The sequence below is a fragment of the Tenuifilum thalassicum genome, from assembly GCF_013265555.1.
GTDB lineage: Bacteria > Bacteroidota > Bacteroidia > Bacteroidales > Tenuifilaceae > Tenuifilum > Tenuifilum thalassicum.
In genome coordinates, this window is sequence record NZ_CP041345.1 from 167,447 (window position 1) to 193,318 (window position 25,872).

Sequence of the window (25,872 nt, forward strand, 5' to 3'; positions counted from 1 at the left end):
GTTATGGAACTATTCAGGCTAATACTTTTACCCTTTTCATGGATTTACTGGTTAGTAGTAAAGGTTAGGCATCTGCTTTTCGATTTAAATATTTTTAAGAGCTTTCAATTCGATATTCCTACTATTTGTGTTGGGAACCTAACCGTTGGTGGTACTGGAAAAACACCACATACCGATTATCTTATTAATTTGATAAAAAAAGAGTTTAGGGTTGGATTGCTTAGTCGGGGTTATGGCAGGAAAACAAAAGGTTTCAGGTTGGTAACAATAACCTCAAAGGCCAAAGATGTTGGCGATGAGCCCCTTCAACTTAAGTTAAAGCATCCTGAGATTACATGTGCGGTTCACGAAGATAGGGTTAACGGCGTTGTTGAGCTTTTAAGAACATCACCCGACACCGATGCAATTATCCTAGATGACGCGTTTCAACATCGATGGATTAAGGCGGGCCTTAATATTCTTATGATTGACTATAATCGTCCTGTTTATAACGATTTCCTCTTACCTGCTGGCAACCTACGCGACAGCATATCGGAAATAAAACGGGCGAATATTGTTATTGTTAGCAAGTGTCCCAGCAACATATCACCTGACCAGATGAATCTTATTGGGAGTAGGCTGCATTTAAGTAAAAACCAATCCCTTTACTTTACATCTGTTAGATATGGAAATCCAGTTCCTGTTTTTGATAGTGGCGAAGAGTATGTTTTTAATCTAAACAGTCGCGTCTTCGCGCTTTCTGGGATAGCAAATCCAAAGCTTTTTGTCAATCAGCTCGAAAAAAATTACAAAGTTGTTGGAAAGAAATCTTTTGCCGATCATCACAATTTTTCGGTTAAGGAAATTCTGTCTATTTTTGAAGTTGTCTCAAACGATACGTTTGTTGTTACAACAGAAAAAGATGCAGCTCGAATTCGTGGATTAGAGCTGCCCTTGGAGGTTAAGCAAAAATTATTTTATTTACCCCTTGAGGTTTACTTTATTGATAACGAAGAAAATAGGTTTAACACTCAAATAATTGAATATGTTAGAGAAAATAAACCAAACCGCAGCTTTTATTAAAAGTAAGGTTAGCATTGAGCCCGAGGTTGGAATTATTTTAGGAACCGGATTGGGAGGCTTGGTTCGTGAAATTGAAAATCAGGAAGCTCTGGAATATAAAGATATTCCTAACTTCCCTGTATCGACTGTTGAAGGTCATTCAGGGAGATTAATATTTGGTACCTTAGGAGGCAAAAAGGTTGTTGCCATGCAGGGTCGTTTCCACTACTATGAGGGTTACGACATGAAGCAGGTTACCTTTCCCGTGAGGGTAATGAAGTTTTTAGGCATTAAAAACCTTTTCGTTTCTAACGCAAGTGGTGGGGTAAATCCCGATTTTGAGATTGGTGATTTAATGATTATAAACGACCACATTAACCTGATGCCAAACCCACTTATTGGGCCAAATATGAATGAGTTGGGCCCTCGTTTCCCCGATATGCACATGCCTTACGATCACAACCTCATCGCTTTAGCTAAAAAAATTGGTGCGGAGCTGGGATATAAATTGCAGGAGGGGTGCTACGTAGGAACAACTGGACCTACATTTGAAACACCAAAAGAGTACCAATATTTTCGTATAATTGGTGGTGATACAGTAGGAATGTCTACTGTTCCCGAGGTTATTGTTGCACGACACATGAACATTCCTGTATTTGCAATCTCCATTATTACCGACCTTGGTGTTCCTGGAAAAATTGTTGAGGTTTCGCATGAGGAGGTTCAGAAAGTTGGCGCAATGGCCGAACAAAAGATGACTAGAATTTTTAAGGAAATGCTTTCAAGGCTTTAAGCCTGATACCGATTTAATAAAGGGCTACCATAATTGGTAGCCTTTTTTATTGATTTTTTAACCTTTTTCAATACTTTAAAAGTTGCTTGCATAGGCAAGTGTTGCTATACTTACCTTAACGTTTACATTATCTATAATGGCTTGGGTGCAAGTTTCAAGCGTTGAACCTGTTGTAATAACATCATCAACCAAAAGTATATGTCCATTAGCAATTTTTTCGGGGTTGTGAATGCTAAATGCACCCGAAATATTTTGGATGCGCTCAATCCGCGATTTTTTGGTTTGTGTTTGCGTGTATCGGTTTCTGAGTAAAACATCATTCACAACAGGTATCTTCATTGCTTCAGCTAATCCCTTTGCTATAACCTCTGCCTGATTGTAACCCCGCTCTTTTAACCTTTTAGGATGTAGAGGAACTGGTATTATTGCAGTAATTTCTTGATAAGCGTTAACCTTTTTAAGTTCTAAACCAAATTGTTTTCCCAAGAAAAACCCGATATCGTCTCGTCCATGATATTTCAATAGATGTAGCAGTTTGCGATACTTGCTGCCTTTTCGAAAGTAAAAGAATGAGCAAGCATGCTGTATGTCGACTCTTCCCCAGAATATTTGCGCAACTGGATTATCTGGCCAATTCCAAAATCGTGTTCTAGGAATATGATAAAAGCAGGAGGTGCATAGCACCTCCTCGTACGATGAAAGACTATTGTGACAAATAGTACAAATATTAGGAAAGAAAAGATTTACAAAACCTTGTATGTAGCGTTTTACCCCATGCTCTATTTACTTTTGGTCCAAACAACCTCACGTCCTATAAATGAGAAACCTATATATCCCTTGACATGAAGTTTTGTATAGTCATTATCGTCGAACCACATGTAGCATTTATATGTTTTACCTTCCTTTGGGTCATATATTGTACCATCTACCCACTCCCCATCGTCATATTTAAAACCATTAAGTAGCCTCAAACCCATTATTGGCCTTTTTTTAAGTTTTGGGTCTGGGTTTTTGTCATCAAGTCTAGGTTTCCCATTTTTGTTGGGTTCATTCAACCAGCTAACTTCACCATAGTAAGTGCCCTTACTATCTTTCTTAATTGTTACTTTAGAATCACCATATTGGGTTAACCAGGTACCCAATACCTTATCCTGCTTTTGAGCAAATACTGTGGCAGAAACCACAACTGCCAATGCAATTAAAAGAAGTTTTTTCATTTTTATAAAGGTTGGTTAATTCGTCAATATTAGCAAAAAAATGGCACAATCAAATTTTGATGATAAAGCAACCAGGGTAATCTTCAAGTAACGACTGCCTTGTTTTTTCGGCATCGTTACGGGTGCTAAATGGTCCTAGTAGTACTTTAAATAGTCGCTCATTGTTTGCTTGAACTACATTTACATATGTGTTTTTCCCAGCTCTTTTTCTAGCCTCGTAAAGAAAATCAAAAAGGTTATTTTGCTCTTTATAGCTACCAAGCTGAATGTAAAAACCTTTACTAAAAGTTCTTGAGACTTGAACTGAAAAAAGATTGATATCGTTTCTCTCTTTTACATCTACTTGATTTATATTTCCTTGAATAGTATGGTTTTCTTTTTTGATAGAGGTTGATTTTTGAGGTTTACTAGCAATGTTTAAATCTTTTAAAGTGTTCCCTTGATTATCAATAACCTCAATTCTAACCTTTACAACCCCTTTTTTTATCATTCCTAAACGTTCGGCTACCGATTTTGACACATCAATTATTCGGTCTGGAACAAAAGGTCCTCGGTCATTAACCCTGGCAATAGCCGATTTATTATTTTCAAGATTCGTGATTTTTACTAGCGAACCAAATGGAATGGAAACATGTGCACAGGTGGCTTTAAGGTGACTATATCGTTCACCAGATGCGGTTAACCGACCTTCAAATTCATCGCCATAGAACGAGGCATTCCCTTCTTGAACATATCCCACCTGAGAAAATAGAGTTAGTGGGATGAAAAGAGCAGCTAGTAGAAATAACTTTCGCATTTGGATTATTGAATTGTTTGGTTTAAGAATTTAATGAGCGGACTTAACGTTTCAAAAGTAGATAGCACTTCATCTGAAAAATTGGAAAGAGTAAGTTCATTATCCGCTAATACTCTGGATGGTGTTATGTGTTTTAACCTTAAATAAAAATCAAGTTCATCGTCAAACTTAAATCCAGCAGGTGTTCTTTTTAATATTTCAATCCCATCAAAGCTAAAGGTTGATTTAAATTTTGAATTATTGATAATTCCCAGAAATTCTTCTCGGTTTTCAACCATTGCCGTTCTAACCAGTTTCATTACTGCACCAGGCGCCATGTATAACCCACCCGATGCAAAAGAGCCACCTGGTTGAATATGAATGTAATATCCACAATGGCGACTTTTTCTTCCATCGGGCGCAATGAAGGCCCCAAAATTTTCCTTGTAAGGATTTTTGTTTTGGGAAAATCTAACATCCCTATAAATCCTAAAAATGCAATCGCGCGGCTCTAGCGCACCTATCGATTTATCAAACTCCGAAATTCCTGCAATTAGGTTAAAAACAAATAGTTCAAAATCACTCTTTGCGTCTTCAAATAGTGTTTTGTTGGCATTAAACCAGTCCCTGTTGTTATTTTCGGAAAGAGTTTGCAGAAATTTTATTGTTTCTTTTTTTAGCCCAGCCATTGTGTAGTATTTATCTCAAATTTAAAAATATTTTGGGAATATATTTCGATGTATCTCAAATATCTATGTTTACATATAAAGTTTAGCAGGTTTAAGCCAACATTTTATCAATCGAAATGAGCAATTAAGTTAAACCGATTAAAATGATAATTTTTGTACTTTTACTTGCTAAAACATTAAAATAAAACTTTATGGACAAAAAAGATATTCTATCAGGTAAAGTATTAGAAGGAATTGAATTTGAGCGCAAGCTAGCCTTTTGGAGGTTTAAAGATAGTTCACTTGTGGCTTTGTATGGAACATTTGATGTATTTCATCCTTCGGTTTTCGATTTAATTACTTATGCTGCCGAACAAGGGCATGAGCTAATAGTTGGAGTAAAAAGCGATTCAGATGTAAAAAAAGAGAAAGGGGAGAAGTTCCCAATTTTTAATCAGGAACAGCGAGCAGCTATGGTTTCAGCACATCAACTAGTATCTGCAGTTTATATATGCGAAGATGGGCCTGAGGAGTTTATAAAAAAAGTAAAACCTGAGGTTGCAGTCTGCTGTTCTCACGCTTCCGATACCGATAAAAAAGCATTGGAAATTGCCAGGGAGTGGGGGGCAAAAGTTGATATTTATGAGGGCAGTACAACTAGTATTGATGATATAGCTTCAAAAATAAAGTAGGTGGCCAAAACTAAAAGCGTTTACATTTGTCAGAACTGCGGGGCCGAATCGGTTAAGTGGTTAGGGCGTTGCCCATCGTGTGGGGAGTGGAATACATTTGTTGAGGAGCGTGTAACCAAGGAATCCAAAAAGCGACCCGGACTGGTTGACGTTTCACGGAATGCTACACCTAAGCCCCTAAAGGAAATTGAAACAAGCAACGAGAAACGCATTGATACTCGTATTGGTGAGCTTAACCGAATTTTAGGAGGAGGCATTGTTCCTGGTTCAATTGTATTGCTTGGCGGCGAACCAGGAATTGGTAAATCGACTCTAGCCCTGCAGCTGGCACTAGGCATGAATCAGCATAAGGTGCTTTACGTATCTGGCGAGGAGAGTGCACGTCAGGTTAAAATTCGAGCCGATAGAATAAACCCAAACAATCAGGACTGCCTTATTTTAAACGAAACGCTTCTTGAAAATATACTTACACAGGTTGAGAATGTTCAGCCCCAACTCATTGTTATTGATTCAATACAAACACTTTATACCGATACCATAGAGTCGTCGCCAGGTAGTGTTTCCCAAATTCGAGAAACTGCCGCTGCTCTTTTGCGATACGCAAAAACTTCCGGTGTGCCTGTTATCCTAATTGGCCATATAACCAAGGATGGTAGCATTGCAGGACCTAAGATTCTAGAACATATAGTTGATGTGGTACTGCAGTTTGAGGGCGATCAGAATTACCTCTATCGTATTCTCCGGTCTTCAAAGAATCGTTTTGGATCAACCTCCGAGATTGGAATATTTGAGATGCAAAGCTCTGGCTTGGTTGAGGTAACTAACCCCTCGGAGATTCTCCTATCGCATCGCGACGAGCAGCTTTCTGGTATTGCTGTTGCAGCAACTATCGATGGGGCAAGGCCTTTCCTTATTGAAACCCAAGCTTTAGTTAGCACTGCTGTTTACGGTACGCCCCAGCGCTCAACTACAGGTTTCGACCAGCGTAGGTTGAACATGCTTTTGGCCGTTCTTGAGCGTCGTGCTGGATTTAGACTAGCAAACAAGGATGTGTTCCTTAACATTGCTGGTGGTTTAAAGGTTAACGATCCTGCCATCGACTTAGCCATACTTGCTGCCATACTCTCTTCTACCCTTGATGTTCCTATTTCTGGCACAACGTGTTTTGCCGCAGAGGTTGGGCTTTCGGGTGAGGTTCGACCTGTTAATAGGCTCGATCAGCGTATTGCCGAGGCCGATAAACTTGGTATGTCTCACATTTTTGTGTCGCGATACAACACCAAAGGTCTTAACTATACTTCAAATTCGTGTAAAGTTGTGCCCGTTGGTCGCATTGAAGAACTCATTCGTCATCTTTTTGGACGTGATTCAATAGAATAGCTATGAAACATGCATTTCAGCAACTTTCAAGAATGGTGGATTAACAAAACATAGGTGTTGCCTCTTTTCTAATGTGTTGAGCGAAAATGTGTATCTTGCTATTGTAAAAAATTTTGAAATTTTATACTGATGAAAATTGCAGTTATTGGCTTTGGTGCAGCAGCAATTGGCTTGCTAGAAAAGCTAAAAGACACTGAACACGAGGTTCATGTTTTTGAGAAAAGTAAAGATATCTACTCTTCAAGCATCTCTGGTATTCGTGCCGATGGGAAGCTTTTTGTTTCCACCGAAATGGGAGGTGAAATTTATATTGACCCGCATCTACAAAAAAGATTTGTTGATTACTATATCAATTTTACCGATAATAAGGAGGTTGAGACTGGTAATTCTTTTGCATCGGAGGTTTACTATAAAAAGTTTTATGAGAAAGGATTTTTACCAATAACATCACAATTTTATCATATTGGTACCGACCAGCTAAAGGAGGTTCTTTATAACATATATGATCAGTTCTCAAAATCAAAAAACATTCACTTTCATTTTAGTGTTGAGGTAGCTGAGGTAAATGAAACTGCCCAAGGTGTCATTATTAATGGTGACGATAAGTTTGATATGGCAGTTATTGCGGTTGGTAGGAGCGGTCACAAACTAATTAATTCAGTGATTAATCAGTATCCACAGCTAATCCGTAATAACACAAAGGTTGATTTGGGAATTCGATATGAGCTACCCAACCATATTGTCGATGAGCTTAACCGTGAAATGTACGAATTTAAGGTTAAGTATAAGAGCCGTACAGGTTATATGGTTCGCACATTTTGCAACAACCCTTCTGGCTATGTGGTTACTGAGAACTATGGCGATTTTACAACTGTTAATGGGCATGCCAAGATGCGCGAAAAAAGCAATAACACAAACTTTGCCATTCTTGCATCACTAGTTCTAACAGAACCCTTTAACGACCCCATTGGTTACGGTTCCTATATTGCTAAACTTTCCAACCTCCTTGCAGGGGAAGGAAAGGTAATCCTTCAAACATATAGCCACTTCAAGGAATCAAAAAGAACAAAGAACCTATATAGAGTGCACCCTACACTCGATTCTAAGAATTTTATCTTAGGCGATGTTAATCTGGCATTTCCTCGAAGAATAATAGAGAGTATTATCGACTTTATTGAAAATTTGAATACGGTTATTCCAGGTGTAGCTAATAACGATAACTTGGTTTATGCACCTGAAATAAAGTTCTACTCTAACAGGTTGAATAATAGGATTTCTGACCGTTTGAAATTTATAGGCGATTGCTCAGGTGCTACTCGTTCAATTATTTATGCCACAGCGCATGGCTATTTAATGGCTGAGGCTATCTTGAGTGCTAACTATAATTCCGATATCTAATGCTGAAGGTTTCTGGATTAACGGTTTCGTTTGGTGGGAAAAAGGTTGTATCGGATGTAAGTTTTAACCTTAATCAAGGGGAAATTCTTGGATTTGTTGGAGAATCAGGATCAGGAAAATCAATCACTGCACTAGCCTTAATGGGGCTTTTACCTCCAAATGCTATTGTTGAGCAAGGGAAGGCTATTCTGGAAACTGAAAGTGGAAGTATCGATGTATTTAAAATCGATTCAAGGCAACACCAGAAATTGCGTGGTGGTGCTATGGCGATGATATTTCAGGAACCCCAAACCTCCTTAAACCCATCTATGCGATGCGGGAAGCAGATTGACGAGGCTGTTCTGCTACACACAACGCTTCGTGGTAAAGCTATTAGGGAACGTTCTATTGAGCTACTTACTGAGATGCAGCTTCCCAATCCCGAAAAAATTTACAACAGCTTTCCGCACCAGCTTAGTGGTGGACAAAAACAGAGGGTAATGATTGCAATTGCCCTTGCTGGCAATCCTAAATTACTTATAGCCGATGAGCCAACAACTGCACTTGATGTGACCGTACAGAAAGAGATCTTAAAACTACTTCGTGATATTCGAGACCAAAGGGATATCAGCATAATTTTTATCTCTCACGATTTAGCTGTTGTTTCGGAGGTTGCCGATAACATTATGGTAATGAAACAAGGTGAAATTGTAGAAAAAGGTACGGTATTAGATATTTTTAGCAATCCAAAACACCCTTACACAAAGAACCTAATTGGTTTTAGGCAAAAGTTAAACAATTTGATAGGGTTAAGCCACACTTATAAAACTACACCTTTGATATCCTTTAAATCTGTAAGCATTGAGTATGCTAGCAATAGTTGGTTTCGTGAGGGGTTTCGCGCAGTAAAAGATGTATCATTCGACATTTTTGAAGGAGAAACATTAGGCCTTGTTGGAGAATCGGGTTCAGGGAAGAGCACTATTGGTAGAGCTTTGCTCGGGTTAACTAGCATTAAAAGTGGACAAATAAGGTATAAGGGGCTCTCTATTGATACTCTTAAAGGGAAGGATAGGTTGAGGTTCTGTCGTGAAGTACAAATTGTTTTTCAAGACCCATACTCTTCGCTAAATCCCAGATTAACTATTGGCCAGGCATTAATGGAACCCATTATTTACCACCGGTTGGGAACTCTGAAACAAGCCCGAAGAAGGGTAATTGAACTGCTTGATGTGATGCAGCTTGCGGCAAATAGTATTAATCGATATCCTCATGAATTTTCAGGAGGTCAACGGCAACGAATTGTAATAGCTAGGGCTTTAGCCCTTAATCCTAAAGTACTAGTTTGTGATGAAATCCTTTCGGCTCTTGATGTTTCTACTCAGGCACAGATGATAGATCTTTTAATCAGATTAAAAGAGGAGTTTAACCTAACCTACCTATTTATTTCGCACGACTTATCCATAGTAAAAAGTTTCTGTAACAGGGTTGTTGTACTAAACAAAGGAATGATTGAAGAGCAAGGGCTTGCCCAAGATGTTTTTGGCAAGCCCCAAAGTATATATACCCAAAAGTTAATAGATTCTATTCCAGCTATAAGCACTTAGTAAATTTCAATCTCGTTTATTTCGTAATTTGTATTTTGATCCTCACAATCGAGGTTTATGTGTCCGCCAATAATCGGTCTCTGCCAATCGTCGTCTGGTGATACGTTTAACGTAGAATCTGCATAAACCTTTTTCATAAAAAGGGCAAAGATAGGTAGGGCCATGTTAGCACCTTGTCCAAGCGATATCCTCTCAAAATGAACCGATCTGTCTTCGGCGCCCGTCCAAACTCCAGCAACAAGGTTAGGTGTTATTCCCATAAACCAACCATCGGAATGATTTTGTGTAGTTCCTGTTTTGCCTCCAATATGTCCTGGAAGGTTATACTTGTAACGAAGACGAATACCAGTTCCCTGATTGACCACCCCTTCTAAAAGGTTTATCATTAAGAAGGCGGTTTGCTCGCTAATGACCTCTTGCTTTTTTGTGTTAAATGATGAAAGGACATTCCCATTCTTATCCTCAATCCTAGTAACAAATATGGGTTCTACTCGAATGCCCTTATTTACAAAAGTGCTGTAAGCAGCAACCATCTCATAAAGGCTAAATTCAAATGTACCTAAGAAAATGGAGGGAACGGGTTCAATATGGCTTCTAATCCCAAGCTGTTTTATCATTTCAACAACTGCTTCGGGTGAAAATTGTTTCATTATCCATGCCGATATGTTGTTTACTGAGTTGGCCAACCCCCATTTTAAAGTTACCATTTGGCCATCGTACTTTGATCTACCAGAGTTCCTAGGCGACCAAATGGTATCGCCCACAACAAATGTTTGGTTAACGTTTGGAACCTTTGTGCATGGCGAGTAGCCCTCTTGCATGGCAAGGGTGTACAGAAAAGGTTTAATGGTTGAACCAACCTGACGTTTACCTTGTCGAACCATATCATATTTAAAGTACCTGAAATCTGGTCCTCCAATATAGGCTCTAATGTTTCCATTGTGTGGATCCATTGCCATAAAGCTAGACCTTAGAATCTTTTTATAATACTTGATAGAATCAAGGGGTGACATTATGGTGTCTTTATCACCACTCCATGAGAAGACCCGCATGGGAATCTTCTGGTTAAAATTTTCAATTATGCTATCGCGCGATGCCCCTGCTGCAACAAGTCCTCTATATCTTTGAGTTTGCCTCATGGCCGAATAAAGGATATGTTTGACCTGTTCTGTGGTTATATCATAAAATATTCTATTTCCTCTGTTCTTAATTTCATTGTCTAAGGCGGGTTGTAAGTCATTTTTAAGGTGAGATCTTAAGGCCTCTTCAGCATACCGTTGCATCCGAGAGTTAATGGTAGTATAAATTTTTAAACCATCGGTATATATATTATAAGGTGTACCATCGGGTTTTTTATTTTTATTACACCATCCATACAGAGGATTTGTTTCCCACAACAAGGAATCCTCTTTGTAAAGTTCATGAGAGTAATATCTTTTAGGATTTGGCTCTTTGGCGGTCATAAAAAGCCGCAGCATTTCTCTGAAATAGGTAGCAATCCCTCGGTTATGAGTTTGTAACTTGTATTTTAGTTGGATTGGGATACTTGATAATGAATCAAATTCTTGTTTAGAGATATACCCGTATCGGTACATCTGGCCAAGAACAATATTCCGCCTTGCCAAGGACTTCTCAGGATTTAGTATCGGACTATATCTGGTTGGTGCATTTACAATTCCTACAAGAAGTGCAGCTTGTTCAATTTTAAGAGAATCAGGTGTGGTATCAAAAAAGGTTTTAGCAGCAGCCTTAATACCAAAAGCATTACTCCCAAATTCCACAACATTAAGATACATGGCTGCTATTTCTTCTTTAGTATAGTTTCTTTCAAGTTTTACAGCAGTTATCCATTCCTTGAATTTTGTTAAAACCAACTTTAGTGTTCTAACTATTTTGTTTTCCTGCCCATTTATGTTTCTCGGGAAAAGATTCTTTGCAAGCTGTTGTGTTATGGTACTACCGCCTCCAGCCGAACGGTTACCAATTAAAACGGTTTTAACAATAACCCTACCTAATCCTCTAAAATCTATTCCACTATGTTTATGAAAACGAGCATCCTCTGTTGCTATTAAGGCATTTATTACATTTGGTGAAATTTCATGGTAGTCAACAAAACTTCTGTACTCTTTATAAATATTTCCTAAAACGACATTGTCTTCTGAAATAACTTCAGAGGCAATATTACTTTTAGGATTCTCAAGCTGTTTGAATGTTGGCATTGGGCCAAAAAATTCAAATGCTATTAAGGTAAATAGCGTAGCAGTTAAGAGTATACCAAAAGTAAAAATACCCCAAAACCAGAATTTAAACTTGCGTATGATCGTAGGATCGTTTAGTTTCATTGTATTAAGTTTTTATTCAGCACAATTAAGCTGTAAATTTAAAATAATTAATGATTGATATTAAAATTTTCGTATCCATTAATTAAGTGAAATAAAATGAAACAGCCACAAAAACAGGTGTTTACAAGTATTTTAATTGGCAAATCTTTAACATAATTTTGTTCATACCATATCATTTTCTTTACTTTGTGGCAATTAAAAAGCACGATATGATTTCAAATCTCGTCATCGTTGAGTCGCCTGCTAAGGCAAAAACCATTGAGAAGTTTTTGGGTAAGGACTTTGTTGTAAAATCAAGTTTTGGACATATACGCGATTTATCCAAGAACAAGCTTGGAATTGATATATCAAAGAACTACAAACCGCAATATGTAGTTAGCGATGATAAGAAGAAAGTTGTTGATGAGTTAAAAAAGGCAGCAAAAGAAGCAGAAACTGTTTGGCTGGCATCTGATGAAGACCGCGAAGGAGAAGCCATTGCTTGGCACTTGGCACAGGTGTTAAAGCTTGACCCTAAAAAAACTAAAAGAATAGTTTTTCATGAGATTACAAAAAGCGCTATCGAAAATGCCATAAAAAATCCCCGAAACATTGATGAGAACTTGGTTAACTCGCAACAGGCTCGTAGGGTTCTTGATAGGTTGGTAGGGTTCGAAATTTCTCCTATTCTTTGGAAGAAAGTTAAGCCTTCTCTATCGGCTGGTAGGGTACAATCGGTAGCCTTACGACTTATTGTTGAGCGGGAACGAGAAATCATCAATTTTAAAGCGAAATCTTTTTTTAAGGTTTTTGCAGAATTTGACGGAGAAATTCCCTTTAAAGCTGAACTTTCAGAAAAGCTTACCTCGCTTGATGAGGTAAAGAAATTTCTTGCACATTGCAAGGATGCAACTCTAACTGTTGACGATATAACTAAGAAACCAGCTAAAAAATCACCTCCTGCACCATTTACAACTTCTACTCTGCAGCAAGAGGCTAGCCGAAAGTTTGGCTTTTCGGTTTCTCAAACCATGAGGTTGGCTCAAAAGCTTTATGAAGCTGGATATATCACCTATATGCGAACCGACTCTGTTAACCTTTCCGACTTTGCCCTTAACGCTGCAAAAGATATTATTAGTAAGGAATTTGGTGAGAAATACAGCAAAACTCGTCGATTTAAAACAAAAGCCAAGGGTGCGCAGGAAGCTCATGAGGCTATCCGACCAACTTACCTTGAAAAAGTAAAAGTACCAGGTACTGCTGCCGAACAAAAACTTTACGACCTTATAAGAAAGAGAACCCTTGCATCGCAAATGAGCGATGCTTTGCTGGAACGTACAACAATTAAGATTAATATTTCGGGAGTTGAATACCAGTTTATTGCCTCAGGCGAGGTTATAAAATTTGATGGTTTCCTTAAAGCATACATTGAATCATCTGATGATGAATCCGACGAATCGGCAACAAAAGGTCTACTTCCATCCCTTAAATTAGGTGAAAAACTTAATCCTAAACAAATAGTTGCCAACGAACGGTTTACTCAGCGTCCACCACGTTATACTGAAGCCAGCCTTGTTAAAAAACTCGAAGAACTCGGTATCGGGCGTCCATCAACATACGCCCCAACAATTTCTACAATTATATCAAGAGGGTATGTCCTTAAAGAAGATCGACCTGGAGTTGAACGGCATTACCAAAGCGTTGTTCTTAAGGATGGTAAGTTGAAGCAGAGTCAAAAGGTTGAAATAACTGGTGCTGAAAAATCAAAACTTTTCCCAAGCGATATTGGCATTGTTGTTAACGATTTCTTAGTAAAATATTTTCCCGATATTGTCGATTACAACTTCACAGCATCTGTCGAAGAACGATTTGATAAGATTGCAGAGGGGAAGGTTGTGTGGACTAAAATGATAGATGAGTTCTACAAGCCCTTCCATAAAAATGTCGAAAAAACCGAAAAGGAATCAGATTATACGAAGGGTGAGCGAGAGTTAGGCGTTGATCCCGAAACAGGCAAAAAGGTTATTGTTAGAATAGGTAGGTATGGCCCAATTGTTCAGATTGGCGATAACGACCCTGAGAGCGGTGAAAAACCTAAATACGCCAGCTTGCTTAAAGGACAACTGATATCTACAATTACCTTAGAAGAGGCTTTAGAACTATTTAAATTACCAAGAAAATTAGGTGAATACGAAGGGAAAGAGGTGGTTGTGGCTATTGGCCGATTTGGCCCTTATGTCCGACACGATGGAAAATTCTATTCACTTAAAAAGGAGGATAATCCTCTTACAGTTGAGCTGAATAGAGCTATTGAAATAATTGAAGAGGGAAGGCTTAAGGAGAAACAAAAACATATTAAATCATTTGATGAAGATCCTGAATTAAAAATCCTAAATGGCCGATGGGGTCTATACATTTCAAAAAATAAGAAGAATTATAAAATCCCCAAAGGCACAAATGCTGAAGAACTAACCTATAGCGATTGTCTTAAGATAATTGAGGATTCTGATAAGGGTAGCAAAACCACTAAGAAGAGTTCAACCAAAAGCAAAAAAAAGTAAAGTAATTCATGCTGGGAAAAGAATTGGTTGATTATTTAGTCCCTGCCGATGTTGTTGGCAGGTATTCTTTTAATGAAAAAAAACATTGTCTTGGCGGGCAGGTTTATAAACTTCATGCTTCCAGTCATATAAACATTGAATCTGACGATATAGTTGTTGTTGGTGTACAATCGGCTAATTCTATTCAGAACCCAAACATGATAAGGGAGATGCTTTGGGGTTTATCAGCAATACCATATAGCAGGGGAAAAATAATCGATGCAGGTAACATTTCTGCAAATCTCTCTATTGCAAACCAGCTAAATGCAATTAAGCATATTTCATCTACATTAGCAGAAGGGAAGGTAAACCTTTTGCTTATAGGTGGAGGGCAGGAATTTATTGTTGAGGTTTACAATGCATGGAAACAACATGAGTCACTTTTAAGATTGGCAATAATTGACAGGAAAATCGATATAGACGATAACCCGGAGGATTTCCATGCAAACAACTTTGCTAACCTTTTAATTGACGAGCCTTACGAACAGCTTATTGATTTAAGTTTTCTGGGTATCCAGGGGTATTTTACATCAAGTCAGGCTATTAGGAGAGTCTTTGAATGTAAGCACGAAACTATTAGGCTGGGGAATTTACGTGGGAACCTTGCCGATGTCGAGCCCGTATTGTATGATTCTCATATTGTAAGTTTCGATTTTTCCGCAATTAGAGCCTGTGATGCACCTTCTGCAGAATGTCCAACCCCCAATGGTTTATATGCCGAGGAAGCTTGCATTCTTGCACGATATGCCGGAGTCGGTCAGAATAATCACTTTTTTGGATTAAGCGGGTTTAATGCAAAATCTACTATTGATGAGCTTACAGCCATGCTTGCTGCTCAAGTTTTATGGCACTACATTGAGGGCGTTTCGCATCGGAAAATATTAGATCCACGCAAAAACCTCCCTTATAATAAGAAGTACGTGGTTAGCACCGACATTGAAAATGTTGACCTGACATTTTACAAGAATGAGTTGGAAAATAAGTGGTGGTTTGAGGTACCAGTTGCAAATAAGGGAAAAGTTTTACGTGATAAAATATTGGTAAGGTGCTCTCCTTCCGATTACATAAGTGCAAGCCATAAAGATATCCCAGATAAATGGTTACGATGGTATAAAAAGGCACAAACCATTTAGAATCTACCTTTATCAAACCATATTGATGCTTCAATTATGAAAGGCTGATTTTCAAAAAAAATCGTGAATAATAGTAACTCTAGACCTAATAAGAATGTATAAAGCATTACGCATCTTTGTTAACATATTTTGTTAATAAATTTGTACGGTTATAAAATTTTTACTTACTTTACTTTTTAGTTGTATGGATAAATAAAACCATTTGTTTGCTTTCAATGCGAAGAGTTACTGTAAATAAAATATCGTTTTTTTTGCTAATGCTCATACTGCCAGTCTTGTCTGTTTTTTCACAGCAGGATCCACAGTTTAATCAAATCCTTTTTAACCCCTTAAGCATAAACCCAGGTTTTGCAGGAAGCCAAAAAAACATGATTGGGGTTGGTGCAATAAATCGTATTCAGTGGTCTGGTTTTGGTGAGGGAGCCCCTTTAACCACTAATTTAGGAATAAATGCACCTATCGCACCCTTTGGGTTTAAAAGTGGAGTTGGTTTGAGTATCTTAAACGATCGGTTTGGATTTAATAGTGATATTGGTTTAAATCTTTCATATGCCGCAAGGTTTAATATCAAAAAGGTTGACGGTAATCTAGGGGTTGGTGTTGGCGTAGGATTTATTAACAACTCTATAAACCCAACATGGAACTATCCTGCAGGAGGTACCGATGATGCAATCCCAGATCAGAAAGAAAGTTCTATTAATCTTGACTTAAGCGCTGGATTATTTTACAATACCGATTACATGTTTTTTGGCGTTTCGGCATTACACATAAACGAAACCAAAATGAATAAAGCGCCTCTCTCTGCACGATATACAAGGCAGTTCTATTTGACTGGGGGCTATATTATTGATTTTGCAGGGAACAATTGGCAATATGAACCATCCGTTCTTATTCATACCGATTTGAAAATGAATAAACTTGCAATAAATTCTATTGTACGATACAATAAAAAGTTTTGGGGGGGCGTTTCTTATCGTGTAGCTGAAGCTTTAACTGCGATGGTGGGCTTTGAACTATTTAACGGAGTTAAAATTGGCTATGCTTATGAGTTCAGTTTAACCAAAATAAGCAAGTATAACGACGGATCACATGAGTTTTATGTGGGGTACAATTTCCAGCTCAAAAAGGAAAAACCACCACAACAGTATAAAAGTTTGCGATTTTTATAGACTTTAATGACAATTGAACGAAAAAAATTACGTTATTTGCTTAATAAACGAAGCCTTATGAAAAAAATTCTCTCCATAGGTGTTTTGGCATTCATCCTTTACGGATGTGGACCTGCGAATACAGGCGAGCTTACAGGAGTTCCAGGAAGAAACAGTTTTCAAGAACCAACACCCCTTGGTATGGTGTTTATCCCTATGGGATCGTTCACATTGGGTAGCAACGACCAGGATGTAGCATGGTCAATTAATGCTCCAACAAAGACTGTTTCGGTTGAAGCTTTTTGGATGGATCAAACTGAAATCACCAATAACCAGTATCGACAGTTTGTTTATTATGTACGAGACTCAATTGCTCGTCGTTTATTAGGAGAAATAAATGAAGACTTCCTTATTACTGAAGATTACTATGGTAATCCTCTTGATCCTCCCGTAATTAATTGGGAAACTCCAATCGACCTAGAGGATGAGGAGCAAAAGGAGGTTCTTAACAGCATGTATTATTCCAAAGACGATGAACTATTTGGAAGAAAAGAAATCGATACTCGAAAGCTTTTCTATGAGTATTATTGGATTGACATAAAGCAAGCAGCCTTAAAACGCAATCGTTATAACTATGAAACCCTGAGCTACGATCAGGGTGAGGTTATTAACAGCCTAGGAGAGAGGGTAAAAGTTGATAATCGTCAGAGTTTTATAATGCGTGATAAGGTTAACGTTTATCCCGATACCCTTTGTTGGGTTTCAGACTTTACCTATGCTTTTAACGAACCTTATACCAATAGCTATTTCTGGCACCCAGCCTTTGATAACTACCCTGTGGTTGGGGTAACCTGGAAACAAGCTACTGCCTTTTGTATTTGGCGAACACAACTACTTAATAAGTATTTAAAGGCTGAAGGACTGTCTGTTCAAGATTTTCGCCTACCTACAGAGGCCGAGTGGGAATATGCAGCACGCGGCGATTTAAATCACAGCATGTATCCATGGGGTGGCCCATATACACGTAATATTGAAGGGTGCTTCCTTGCTAACTTTAAGCCTTTACGTGGAAACTATGTTGATGATGGTGGCCTTATCCCTATCCCTGTTGGAACCTACGAACCTAATGACTATGGCCTATACGATATGGCAGGAAATGTTGCAGAATGGACTGCAAATGCCTATGATGAGAGCGCCTATTCGTTTGTTCATGATATGAACCCCGATTATAAGTATAATGCTAAGCCATCCGACTTACCAGCTTTGAAAAGAAAAGTTGTTAGAGGAGGTTCTTGGAAAGATATTAGCTACTTCTTGCAAGTAGGAACTCGTACATACGAATATCAAGATTCAGCAAAATCGTACATTGGTTTCCGTTGTGTACGTTCCTATTTAGGTGCTAAATAGTACAATGCTAAGTAAATTAATTTGAAAACATTACTGTTATGAAGATTAATATAGAAGAAATTGTAACCTCCAAAAAGTGGAAAAACTTCATGAAGTACCTGTATGGTTGGGGTGCTTCTATAGTTATACTTGGTGCTCTTTTTAAAATACTTCATCTTAAAGGTGCTGGCGAAATGTTATTTTTGGGGATGGGAACCGAGGCGATTATCTTCTTCTTTTCTGCATTCGAACCCATTCACGAGGAGGTAGACTGGACTTTGGTTTATCCTGAACTTACTGGCATGTCCGATGAGGAAGAACTCTCAGGATATCGGCGTTCCAGAAACCAAGGTCTTTCTGCCGAAGATGTTCAACAAATTATAACTGGCGTTCTTGCAGCAATGCCTGCTGGAGGTGCCGTTACATCAACTCAGGCTACATCTCCTGCTCCTAAAAAGGAGGAACACGTTGCTGCTCCTTCACAACATATTCAAGGAGGCAGCATGCCTGGTGCACTAATTTTTACCGAGAAGTTTAACAAGATGCTTGAAAATGCCGAAATTAGCCCTGCTTTATTTGATAAGGTAAGCGCAGGTCTTAATAAATTGGGCGATGCTTCAAGTAAAATTGCAGATATAACTAATTCAGCAGAGGTTGTAAAAACATTTAACGAAAAGTTAAAGAAAGCTTCGGAAAGCGTTGGCATCTTCACAGAGAACTACTCTCAGAGTGGACAAGCGCTAAATGAATCCATTAATATCCTTAACCAGAATATACAGCAAACTGCTGGGGTAATGTCTGAGAGTGGGAAAAATTTTATGGATGGAGTAAATAATTCTGTAAAAAATTTAGAGGCTGAACTTACAAATGCTGGACAAAAAGTTAGTGAACGAATTTTAAATTCAACCGATGAGGTTACTCAACACATAAAAACATCTGCTGATAGTTTAGCAGGTACCTATCAGCAAACTGCTGCCCAAGTTGCAAACACCTTCCAGCAAATTGCTGAAGCAATGAGTGCTAACGGTAACGTTATAACTCAAGGAAGTTCTGCATACAAAGAGCAACTTGAACGCCTCAATAAGAACATGGCTGCTTTGAATGCTGCACATGAACTTCACCTCAATGAAACAAGTCAAAGGTTGAAAGAGGCTGAAAAGGTTTATAAAGGAGTAGATGGAATGGTTAAAAACCTAAATGCTACAATTGATGAAACAGAAAAGTTCCGTCTATCAGTAGAAAAGTTAAATAACAATGTAGAAGCATTGAATAGTATTTATGGCAATATGTTGACTGCCATAAACGCTCTTTCAAACGGAAAGTAGCATTAAATATAGTTAAATATTTATGGCACACGGAAAAGAGACTCCCAGGCAGAAGATGATTGGCATGATGTACCTCGTGCTAACAGCTATGCTTGCACTTAACGTATCCTCTGAAGTTCTAGAAGCATTTGTTTTGGTTGATAATGGATTGGCAAGAACTACTGAAAATTATCGTTTAAAGAATAAAAACTTATATAATGAATTTTCTTCTGCTTATAGTGTCAATCCTGTTAAAGTAGGACCTTATAAGCAAAAAGCCGATGAGATACAGAAGAGAGTAGAAGATATATATGGTTATGTTGCTGACCCTAAAAAAGAGATAGTTATAGCTTCAGAAGGAGAAGACTCTCCGGCACTTGAGGGAGATGTAATAAAGAGTGAGTTTATTAATGGTAAAAGTGATTTAGATAAGGCTGCAACTATCTTAATAGGTATTGATGGTAATGGTAAGGCTAAAGTTTTAAAACAAAAGCTAGAAGAGTTTAGAGAGTATATTATTAGTATTATTGATGAGAAGAAGGCTCCTGAACTGATAGAGTCAATTAGAGGAATATTAAATACCGATGATCCTCCTGTAAAAGAAGATGGAACCCACAATACATGGGAGAGTGCACGTTTTGAACATATCCCATTAATTGCAGTAATCCCTCAGCTAACTAAGGTGCAAGTGGATATACTTAATGTTGAGGCTGAGGTTTTAAACTATTTATTAGGAAGTATTGGAGCAACTGATTTTAAGTTTAACAAGTTAGAAGCCACTGTCATTCCAAATTCAAACATAATCTTCCAGGGAAGTGAGTTTCGTGCTCAGATATTTTTAGCTGCATCGGATACTACGCAAGTACCTAAGGTCTATCTTTGTCGTTATGACTCCACTTTCAATAAATTGACTAATAGTTACGACTACGAACCAGTGGGAAGTGTTGAGGATATTCCAGTAAACGAAAGTGGAAAAGCATTACTTATTCGTAAGGCATCAAGAACAGGAGTTGTTAACTGGCAGGGATTGATTGAAATGAAAGCGCCAGATGGAACAATAGTAAGGCGTCCCTTTAAACATTCCTATACCGTGATGCCTCCTAATGTGGTTATTGCAGCGACCAAAATGAACGTTTTGTATCGAGGTGTTGACAACCCAGTTGATATATCTGTTCCAGGTTTCCCTCCCGATAAAATTTCACCTACTATTTCAAGTGGTTCTATTAAAAGGGTTGGTTTGGGGTCGTACATTGTGCAACCCGGAAGAGGTGTTTCTACTGTAAATATTGCTGTTTATGCCGAGAACGAAGGACGTAAAAAGGTGAAAATGGGAACAAAAACATTCCGTGTTAAGAATGTTCCACCTCCTACACCAAGAGTTTTAGGGGTAACAGGAAAGGTTGTTGACAGGAATGTTCTTGAAGCGTCATTGGGTGTTGTTGCAGAAATGCCTCGTGACTTTGATTTTGACCTTAAATTTAAAGTTGTTGGATTTAAGTTATCGGCAACAGTTGGCGGTTTCTTGCAGGAACAGGAGTCAAAAAGTTCTAGATTTACCGAAGAGCAAAAACGTATTATAAGATCGCTACGCCCTGGCAGTCAGGTTGTTCTAACCGACGTGAAGGCTGTTGGGCCTAGTGGTGATGTTGTTGATTTGAATGATTTGGTTCTAAAGATTAGATAATACTACCATGAAAAAGATTTTTTTAATTGCCATTGCCATAATTGTTGCTTCGGCGGCTGCTAAAGCACAGGATCGTAAGGAAAGTCTCGAAAGAGATGGTTTTTATACTCGCGAAACAATGCCAGCAAGGGTACCAGTGCCCTATCAGTTTGTCCGCGAAGCAGATGTGCTTTGGTCAAAAAGGATTTGGCGAGTAATTGACTTACGCCAGAAGATGAACTATCCTCTTTACTATCCTACTGTCCTAATGCAAGATAGGGAGAGTTTGGTTCAACGACTTGTTAGGGCAATTAAGTATAATGAGATTAACGCATACGATCCTATAGATGATGAGTTCACTACAAGGATGACATATGAACAGGTGCTTGAGAAACTTGATGCTAAAGATAGAATAGAAAAGCAGCTCGATGAGGATGGTAATGAGGTTGAGGTTACCATCAAAGGACAAATACGATGGAACGATATTAAGGAACTTCTTATCAAAGAAGATTGGTTCTTTGATAAACAGCGTTCTGTAATGGAGGTTCGTATTATTGGAATTTGCCCTATTATGCATAGGCTACAAATCCTTAATACAGGCGGCGACGAGGAGCAAATTGGTCAGCTTCAAAGAATACAAACTTTTTGGGTGTATTTCCCTGAGGCAAGAAACGTTCTGGCTAATACTGATGTGTTTAACAACTTTAACGATGCACAGCGCATTTCGTTTGACGATATCTTCTGGAAAAGAAGATTTGATTCATACATTATTAGAGAATCAAATGTTTGGGACAATCGTCTTATACAAGATTATACATTCTCTGGCTTAGAAACACTGCTTGAATCCGAAAGGATTAAGACCGACATTTTTAATTTTGAACACGATCTTTGGGAGTACTAGACTAATAAAGCATAATAAAAGCCGCAAATCATAAGATTTGCGGCTTTTTTAATATAAAAGGAATGAAAAGACATTATGCAAAATTTTTCTTGTTTATTAAAATCTCGTTTACATAATTCTTAATATTTTGCTCATCTTGCTTTCTACAAATAAGTAAAACATCTTCAGTATCAACAACTATATAATCTTCTAATCCTTGAACTACAGCAAGTTTACTTTGTGGGATGTTGAAAATGGAATTTTTGGTTTCGTAAAGCATAAGGTCTTTTGCAACTGCTGCATTTCCATTTGAATCGTGAGGTAAGTGGGTATACAATGAACCCCATGTTCCTAGGTCGGACCATCCAAACTCTGCACAAAAGACGTAAACATTGTCTGCTTTCTCCATTATACCATAGTCAACAGATATGTTACGGCATTCAGCGTATGTGTTGGAAATGGCTTCCTCTTCTTTTTCAGTGTTATAAATAGGTAAAAGTTCCTCAAACAGGGAGTTTACTTCAGGCAAATATTTCTCAAATGCTTTAGTGATGCTTGAAATGCTCCATACAAAAAGACCTGAGTTCCAGAAAAACTCACCACTCTCCATAAATTTCTTTGCTAGCTCAAGGTTTGGCTTTTCTGTGAATGTTTTCACCTTAAAAAGTGAAGGGGTTTCTTTAACAGGTTTTCCTATTTGAATGTATCCATAGCCTGTCTCGGGCCTACTAGGAGTTATTCCAAGTGTAATTAATGCATCGGAATTTGATGCAAAGTTTGCTGCTTGAATAATAGTTTCATTGAAAATTTGTTCATTAAGAATTAAATGGTCGCTTGGAGCAACAATAACTACTGCTTCAGGATTTTGCTTTTTAATTTTATATGTAGCATACGCTATGCATGGAGCAGTATTTCGCCTTAATGGTTCAAGTAGAACCTGATTTTCATTTAAACCAGGTATTTGCTCATGGACTAACTTATCGTATGCAGAACTTGTTACTATTAAGATGTTTTCTTTTGGGCAAATATTTACCATTCTTTCAAATGTTTGTTGAAGCAACGATTTGCCAGTCCCAAGTATATCAATAAATTGCTTAGGCTTGCTTGTACGGCTTAATGGCCAGAACCTACTACCAATCCCTCCAGCCATTATTATACAGTAAATATCTTTTCTTTGTGTCATTATTAATTGGTGTTTTTCCAAAAATTATACTATAAATATCCAAACTTATCGGCTAGATATGTTAAATACCAAGAGGTTAAAAAAGCAACTATTGGAGCTATTAGCCACATTAGGAAGAAACGGCGAACTGCAGTCTTCCTAAATATGTTTTTAGGTCCAAGCCTAGCAACGCCAATGCCAAGTATTGCACCAACATTAAGTTGAACTAGTGAGGTAGGTACTCCTTTTAAAATAGATGCAGCTAACAATAGCGATGCTGATATAACAGCAATTATTACTGCTTCAATTCGTCCAAATAGAAATAGTTCTTTTCCTGTGTTCTTCAATATTTTCTCACCAAATACTGAGCTACCAATACCAAAACTAGGAGCAACAACCATTGTTGACATAATCATAATTAGAGTTAGCACTCTCGGACTAGTAGTTGATATACCTAGCTCATTTATTGTCATGGAGGTTAAAGGGCCGCTTGCGTTGGCAACATTGTTTGCTCCAATAGAGAAAGCAACGTAAAGCGATGCAAAAACAATTGCACCACGGAGCATGTAGTGATCGTTTATTTTGCTTGAGATTGTGTATCCCCGGCGCCGGAGCGGGGTGTAAATGTACTTTCCAATAAGAAACGAAAGAATAAATGAAATTATGGGGAGGACAAACCAAGTTGGAATAACCTCAACAAATATAGTGTTTGAGTTAAATTCATGAAAATAGATACCAGGAGCTATTATGGCAAGAACAGTTGCCTGGCTAGTTGATTGAGGTATACCAAATAAGTTAGCAATTAAAAGTGAAATTGATACCGAAAAAAGTATTATTGACACTTGTGCATAGTTCATAAGAATTGGATTAATTAATCCATTCCCCACAGTTGTTGCAGTTGTTTTACCTGCAGTAATAGCACCTAAAAAAACCATTAATCCAAAAAGGGAAGGTATGGCAGTCTTTCTTAAAACATTTGCCCCGTATGCAACGGAAAAGGCAGGTCCTGTACCACTCCCGCCCATGTTTATTGCAAGAAACATTGAAATAAGGAAAGGGATTATAAAGTGGCTGTTGATAAGTGCATCCATTTAAAAAAGCTGGTCTTTATTTCCTGTCAAATTTAACCAAATTTGAAGTGAACTACAACCCTAACTCAATATGAAGGTCTAATGCATTTCAGAATCCAACAGACTAGGGTGATAAATGATTAAATGACAGTATAAATATCAGGAAGGTTTCTACCAAGTCCATCATAGTCCAACCCGTAGCCTACAATAAAATCATTAGGAATGCTTCGACCTATATAGTCAATTTTAATATCCCCTTTATATGCTTCGGGCTTAAAAAGTAAAGTTGCAACACGTATTTCTTTAGGGTTTAACTTATTTAACTCTTTATAGAGTTTGGAAAGTGTTACGCCAGTATCAACTATATCTTCAACTACGATTAATGTTCTGTTTTTAACATTTTCGCTCAAACCTAGAATCTCATTTACTACTCCTGTTGAAGATGTCCCTTGGTATGAAGCCAATCGTATGAATGAAACCTCACAATCAATTGTAATCCGTTTTAACAGGTCAGCAGTGAACATAAAGGAGCCATTAAGCACGCTTATAAATAATGGGATCTCTTTGCTACTGGCAAAGTCATTATTAATTTTTTTGGCAACTGCCTCAATATCGGCTTGTATCTCCGATTCTGGATAACTTAGTCTGAACTCCTTATCTTTTAGCTTTACCTGTTTCATGGCTTCTGTTTTTAAAAACACAAAGTTAGCTGATTTTCTTAACATCAGTATAATTCATATCAAACAATTCAATTATAGCATGTTCCTAGTGAACATCTTGAAAGTATGCCCTAAATTAGTTAAATTGCTTATAAAAAGGCAGTTGTTGCTGTGTTGCGTTTAATTTTTTTGAACCTAATTCTATTGGCATACCTTCCTCTTTTTGGACAGCTTCCCGAAGCTCCAGTATCAGGAAGTGGTTCTGCCATGGGGAATACTTGGATTAGCTTAAGATCAAATGAAGCAAGTTTATTAAATCCTGCTGCGCTAGGCTATTCAAGGTTATATTGGGCAGGAGTTCATCACGAGAATCGCTTTTTGCTTAAAGAGTTAGGGGAAAGTTCAATTGGTGTTACAATACCGGTTACTCCTGGCTCATTTGGAATAAATATTTCCCATTTTGGCTATAACGCATTTAGTCGGATTAAAGCTGGTGTAGGTTACGGAATGCATTTAGGTAAACGATTTGTTGCTGGTGTGGGACTTTCATTTACTAGACTTCAAATTATTGGGGAGTATAGGAACGATAATGCGTATTTGATTGAGGGAGGAATACATTACTTACCAACCGATAAGCTGGTAGTTGGTTTTTATCTTTTTAATCCAACTCATTCCAAATTCGACAATCTGGCTGATATACCTGTTCTAATGGGGGTTGGATTAACCTATTTATTATCGGATAGAATACAAATTGTTTCTCAGCTAGATGATGATACTCAACGAGAACCTGCATTTAGGTTTGGCATGGAATATTTCACTTCCAAAGGCATAGCCTTCCGAATAGGATATTCCACTGTAAGTCCCGAAGGTATAACGGTAGGAGTAGGGTTGCCGGTAAAAACCTTTCATGTCGATTTTTGCCTTTCACATAACCAATACCTTGGTTTTACTCCAAAACTTTCAATTTCATACCTATTCACTAAAAAAAGTTAGTGG

The 25,872-nt window shown here is 37.9% G+C and carries 22 protein-coding genes; 14 read left to right on the top strand and 8 right to left on the bottom strand.

Annotated features, from left to right (window positions below; translation table 11 throughout):
• The first annotated feature begins 3 nt into the window (after positions 1-3).
• A complete protein-coding gene (lpxK, locus tag FHG85_RS00665; RefSeq protein WP_173072355.1) occupies positions 4-1,062 on the top strand; it encodes a tetraacyldisaccharide 4'-kinase in 1,059 nt (352 codons plus the stop codon).
• Positions 1,025-1,834 (top strand): purine-nucleoside phosphorylase, encoded by an 810-nt coding sequence (locus FHG85_RS00670; protein WP_173072356.1) that lies wholly within the window; start codon positions 1,025-1,027, stop codon positions 1,832-1,834. Before lpxK ends, FHG85_RS00670 begins: the two co-directional genes overlap by 38 nt.
• 75 nt (positions 1,835-1,909) lie before the next feature.
• Here FHG85_RS00670 and FHG85_RS00675 read toward each other — a convergent pair whose 3' ends face one another.
• From FHG85_RS00675 to FHG85_RS00690, 4 genes are all read right to left on the bottom strand, one after another.
• The gene (locus FHG85_RS00675; protein ID WP_173072357.1) at positions 1,910-2,356 is read right to left on the bottom strand and encodes a ComF family protein; all 447 of its coding nucleotides are present in this window, start codon (positions 2,354-2,356) and stop codon (positions 1,910-1,912) included.
• A 257-nt stretch (positions 2,357-2,613) separates the two neighbouring features.
• Positions 2,614-3,051, bottom strand: a complete 438-nt coding sequence (locus FHG85_RS00680) for a DUF2147 domain-containing protein (RefSeq protein ID WP_173072358.1) — start codon at positions 3,049-3,051, stop codon at positions 2,614-2,616.
• Positions 3,052-3,100: 49 nt separating this feature from the next.
• A complete protein-coding gene (locus tag FHG85_RS00685) occupies positions 3,101-3,847 on the bottom strand; it encodes a septal ring lytic transglycosylase RlpA family protein (protein ID WP_173072359.1) in 747 nt (248 codons plus the stop codon).
• A gap of 5 nt (positions 3,848-3,852) precedes the next feature.
• Entirely contained in the window at positions 3,853-4,515 is a 663-nt protein-coding gene (locus FHG85_RS00690; protein ID WP_173072360.1) for a DUF2461 domain-containing protein, read from the bottom strand.
• Positions 4,516-4,706: 191 nt separating this feature from the next.
• On the opposite strand from FHG85_RS00690, the gene FHG85_RS00695 reads away from it, so the two are divergent.
• The 4 genes from FHG85_RS00695 (at position 4,707) to FHG85_RS00710 (ending at position 9,550) form a co-directional block, all read left to right on the top strand.
• Complete coding sequence (locus tag FHG85_RS00695; RefSeq protein ID WP_173072361.1) at positions 4,707-5,186, top strand: adenylyltransferase/cytidyltransferase family protein; 480 nt, start codon at positions 4,707-4,709, stop codon at positions 5,184-5,186.
• On the top strand, positions 5,187-6,566 hold the full coding sequence (gene radA, locus FHG85_RS00700) for a DNA repair protein RadA (protein WP_173072362.1): 1,380 nt from the start codon (positions 5,187-5,189) through the stop codon (positions 6,564-6,566). It abuts the gene before it with no gap.
• A 129-nt stretch (positions 6,567-6,695) separates the two neighbouring features.
• Positions 6,696-7,964: an NAD(P)/FAD-dependent oxidoreductase gene (locus FHG85_RS00705; RefSeq protein ID WP_173072363.1), complete on the top strand. Its 1,269-nt coding sequence runs from the start codon at positions 6,696-6,698 to the stop codon at positions 7,962-7,964.
• Entirely contained in the window at positions 7,964-9,550 is a 1,587-nt protein-coding gene (locus FHG85_RS00710; RefSeq protein WP_173072364.1) for a dipeptide ABC transporter ATP-binding protein, read from the top strand. Before FHG85_RS00705 ends, FHG85_RS00710 begins: the two co-directional genes overlap by 1 nt.
• Here FHG85_RS00710 and FHG85_RS00715 read toward each other — a convergent pair.
• Complete coding sequence (locus FHG85_RS00715) at positions 9,547-11,892, bottom strand: penicillin-binding protein 1A (RefSeq protein ID WP_246249238.1); 2,346 nt, start codon at positions 11,890-11,892, stop codon at positions 9,547-9,549. The genes FHG85_RS00710 and FHG85_RS00715 overlap by 4 nt on opposite strands.
• Positions 11,893-12,101: 209 nt before the next feature.
• On the opposite strand from FHG85_RS00715, the gene topA reads away from it, so the two are divergent.
• The 7 genes from topA to porN all read left to right on the top strand — a co-directional run bounded on the left by topA (position 12,102) and on the right by porN (position 22,006).
• Entirely contained in the window at positions 12,102-14,432 is a 2,331-nt protein-coding gene (topA, locus tag FHG85_RS00720; protein ID WP_173072365.1) for a type I DNA topoisomerase, read from the top strand.
• Between the two features lie 8 nt (positions 14,433-14,440).
• Complete coding sequence (locus FHG85_RS00725; protein ID WP_173072366.1) at positions 14,441-15,604, top strand: arginase family protein; 1,164 nt, start codon at positions 14,441-14,443, stop codon at positions 15,602-15,604.
• Between the two features lie 215 nt (positions 15,605-15,819).
• Positions 15,820-16,773: a PorP/SprF family type IX secretion system membrane protein gene (locus FHG85_RS00730; protein WP_220429216.1), complete on the top strand. Its 954-nt coding sequence runs from the start codon at positions 15,820-15,822 to the stop codon at positions 16,771-16,773.
• Positions 16,774-16,830: 57 nt separating this feature from the next.
• Entirely contained in the window at positions 16,831-18,159 is a 1,329-nt protein-coding gene (porK, locus tag FHG85_RS00735; RefSeq protein ID WP_173072368.1) for a T9SS ring complex lipoprotein PorK/GldK, read from the top strand.
• Between the two features lie 38 nt (positions 18,160-18,197).
• Positions 18,198-19,463 carry a type IX secretion system motor protein PorL/GldL gene (gene porL, locus FHG85_RS00740; RefSeq protein WP_173072369.1) on the top strand — a complete coding sequence of 422 codons (1,266 nt, stop codon included), beginning with the start codon at positions 18,198-18,200 and terminating at the stop codon, positions 19,461-19,463.
• A 22-nt stretch (positions 19,464-19,485) separates the two neighbouring features.
• Positions 19,486-21,126: a type IX secretion system motor protein PorM/GldM gene (porM, locus tag FHG85_RS00745; RefSeq protein ID WP_173072370.1), complete on the top strand. Its 1,641-nt coding sequence runs from the start codon at positions 19,486-19,488 to the stop codon at positions 21,124-21,126.
• Positions 21,127-21,133: 7 nt separating this feature from the next.
• Positions 21,134-22,006, top strand: a complete 873-nt coding sequence (gene porN, locus FHG85_RS00750) for a type IX secretion system ring subunit PorN/GldN (protein ID WP_173072371.1) — start codon at positions 21,134-21,136, stop codon at positions 22,004-22,006.
• A 73-nt stretch (positions 22,007-22,079) separates the two neighbouring features.
• On the opposite strand, the gene FHG85_RS00755 is transcribed toward porN, so the two are convergent.
• The 3 genes from FHG85_RS00755 to hpt form a co-directional block, all read right to left on the bottom strand.
• The gene (locus FHG85_RS00755) at positions 22,080-23,168 is read right to left on the bottom strand and encodes a mannose-1-phosphate guanylyltransferase (protein ID WP_173072372.1); all 1,089 of its coding nucleotides are present in this window, start codon (positions 23,166-23,168) and stop codon (positions 22,080-22,082) included.
• Positions 23,169-23,197: 29 nt separating this feature from the next.
• Entirely contained in the window at positions 23,198-24,238 is a 1,041-nt protein-coding gene (locus FHG85_RS00760; protein ID WP_220429217.1) for an inorganic phosphate transporter, read from the bottom strand.
• Positions 24,239-24,357: 119 nt separating this feature from the next.
• Positions 24,358-24,897: a hypoxanthine phosphoribosyltransferase gene (gene hpt / locus FHG85_RS00765; protein ID WP_173072373.1), complete on the bottom strand. Its 540-nt coding sequence runs from the start codon at positions 24,895-24,897 to the stop codon at positions 24,358-24,360.
• Between the two features lie 183 nt (positions 24,898-25,080).
• On the opposite strand from hpt, the gene FHG85_RS00770 reads away from it, so the two are divergent.
• Entirely contained in the window at positions 25,081-25,869 is a 789-nt protein-coding gene (locus FHG85_RS00770; protein WP_173072374.1) for a PorV/PorQ family protein, read from the top strand.
• Positions 25,870-25,872 lie beyond the last annotated feature (3 nt).

Excerpts from the sequence above, each read along its gene's own strand:
- lpxK (WP_173072355.1), top strand. The coding sequence starts at position 4 with ATGGAACTATTCAGGCTAATACTTTTACCCTTTTCATGGATTTACTGG.
- FHG85_RS00670 (WP_173072356.1), top strand. The coding sequence starts at position 1,025 with ATGTTAGAGAAAATAAACCAAACCGCAGCTTTTATTAAAAGTAAGGTT.
- FHG85_RS00680 (WP_173072358.1), bottom strand. The coding sequence starts at position 3,051 with ATGAAAAAACTTCTTTTAATTGCATTGGCAGTTGTGGTTTCTGCCACA.
- FHG85_RS00685 (WP_173072359.1), bottom strand. The coding sequence starts at position 3,847 with ATGCGAAAGTTATTTCTACTAGCTGCTCTTTTCATCCCACTAACTCTA.
- FHG85_RS00690 (WP_173072360.1), bottom strand. The coding sequence starts at position 4,515 with ATGGCTGGGCTAAAAAAAGAAACAATAAAATTTCTGCAAACTCTTTCC.
- FHG85_RS00695 (WP_173072361.1), top strand. The coding sequence starts at position 4,707 with ATGGACAAAAAAGATATTCTATCAGGTAAAGTATTAGAAGGAATTGAA.
- FHG85_RS00705 (WP_173072363.1), top strand. The coding sequence starts at position 6,696 with ATGAAAATTGCAGTTATTGGCTTTGGTGCAGCAGCAATTGGCTTGCTA.
- FHG85_RS00710 (WP_173072364.1), top strand. The coding sequence starts at position 7,964 with ATGCTGAAGGTTTCTGGATTAACGGTTTCGTTTGGTGGGAAAAAGGTT.
- FHG85_RS00715 (WP_246249238.1), bottom strand. The coding sequence starts at position 11,892 with ATGAAACTAAACGATCCTACGATCATACGCAAGTTTAAATTCTGGTTT.
- topA (WP_173072365.1), top strand. The coding sequence starts at position 12,102 with ATGATTTCAAATCTCGTCATCGTTGAGTCGCCTGCTAAGGCAAAAACC.
- FHG85_RS00725 (WP_173072366.1), top strand. The coding sequence starts at position 14,441 with ATGCTGGGAAAAGAATTGGTTGATTATTTAGTCCCTGCCGATGTTGTT.
- FHG85_RS00730 (WP_220429216.1), top strand. The coding sequence starts at position 15,820 with ATGCGAAGAGTTACTGTAAATAAAATATCGTTTTTTTTGCTAATGCTC.
- porK (WP_173072368.1), top strand. The coding sequence starts at position 16,831 with ATGAAAAAAATTCTCTCCATAGGTGTTTTGGCATTCATCCTTTACGGA.
- porL (WP_173072369.1), top strand. The coding sequence starts at position 18,198 with ATGAAGATTAATATAGAAGAAATTGTAACCTCCAAAAAGTGGAAAAAC.
- porM (WP_173072370.1), top strand. The coding sequence starts at position 19,486 with ATGGCACACGGAAAAGAGACTCCCAGGCAGAAGATGATTGGCATGATG.
- porN (WP_173072371.1), top strand. The coding sequence starts at position 21,134 with ATGAAAAAGATTTTTTTAATTGCCATTGCCATAATTGTTGCTTCGGCG.
- FHG85_RS00755 (WP_173072372.1), bottom strand. The coding sequence starts at position 23,168 with ATGACACAAAGAAAAGATATTTACTGTATAATAATGGCTGGAGGGATT.
- FHG85_RS00760 (WP_220429217.1), bottom strand. The coding sequence starts at position 24,238 with ATGGATGCACTTATCAACAGCCACTTTATAATCCCTTTCCTTATTTCA.
- hpt (WP_173072373.1), bottom strand. The coding sequence starts at position 24,897 with ATGAAACAGGTAAAGCTAAAAGATAAGGAGTTCAGACTAAGTTATCCA.